Raw genomic sequence first — 864 nt, 5'->3', positions numbered from 1 at the left:
GTCGTCCGTTAAGAAGCCGATTGCAGCGGTGAACGGTCGCTGATGGCTGCGATGAGGGTGGCCAGGAAGAGGCGCCAAAGACCCCTCAGCCAGGCGAGGATGCGGCGGAAGTTGTGGCCGACGGCTGAGAGGATGACGTTGGCGGCGTCTCCGGCGCGGCCTTTGAGGTAGCAGCGGCCGAGGTGACCATCGGTCTTCAGGTGTCCGATGATGGGTTCGATGGCGGAGCGGCGGCGCAGCTCGCGCCTGATGATACCGAAGACCCCGCGCTTCTGGCCGGAGATGAAGACACGGCGCGGGTTCTGTGCGTCGTGGCCGCGATATCCCTTGTCGGCATAGGCCCGCTCGATCGCGCAGCCGGTGAGTGTCTCGGTGCGGTCGATGACGTCGCGCAAGGTATGACCGTCGTAGGGGTTATCGGGCAGCGCCCTGGCGTGCAGCACGAACAGGCCACCGGGAGCACGGCGGTTGTTGGTGACGATGGAGGCTTTGACACCGAACTCGTAAGGCGCGGCTGCTTTGCCCTTGCCGATGCACTCCACCTCCGGGGCGTGGAAGGAATAGAGCTTCCAGCCGCGCTGGCGCTGCTGCTGCGAGCGGATCTGCGAGGCCCGGCCGAGCGGGAGGGCGAACGCGTTCTCGAGCACGGCCTGACCTTCGATCTTGCGGCGGATATCGCGGATGATCCGGCCCAGCCGGCTGCGCAGGATACGCAACTGCCGCTGATGCCGCTTGAATTGCTTGGCATGGGCGTAGCGTCCCGCCATCATGGCCGCGGTCTTGGCAATGCGAAGATAGGACTGCCGCAGCCTGACCCCGTGCTTCCTCGCCAGGCGGTTGAGCCCCCTGATCGCCGCGTGCAGC

At 66.2% G+C, this 864-nt stretch carries 1 protein-coding gene; it reads right to left on the bottom strand.

Translation table 11 applies throughout. The features are described 5' to 3' along the window. Nucleotides 1-8: 8 nt before the first annotated feature. Nucleotides 9-864, bottom strand: an 856-nt coding sequence (locus QJT82_RS45495) for an IS5 family transposase (RefSeq protein ID WP_281446741.1), incomplete at its 5' end; no start/stop codon positions are given.

Origin of the sequence: Bradyrhizobium sp. Mp19 (assembly GCF_029952935.1) — a bacterium.
Lineage (GTDB): Bacteria > Pseudomonadota > Alphaproteobacteria > Rhizobiales > Xanthobacteraceae > Bradyrhizobium > Bradyrhizobium elkanii.
This window is presented reverse-complemented; position numbering and strand designations above follow the sequence as displayed.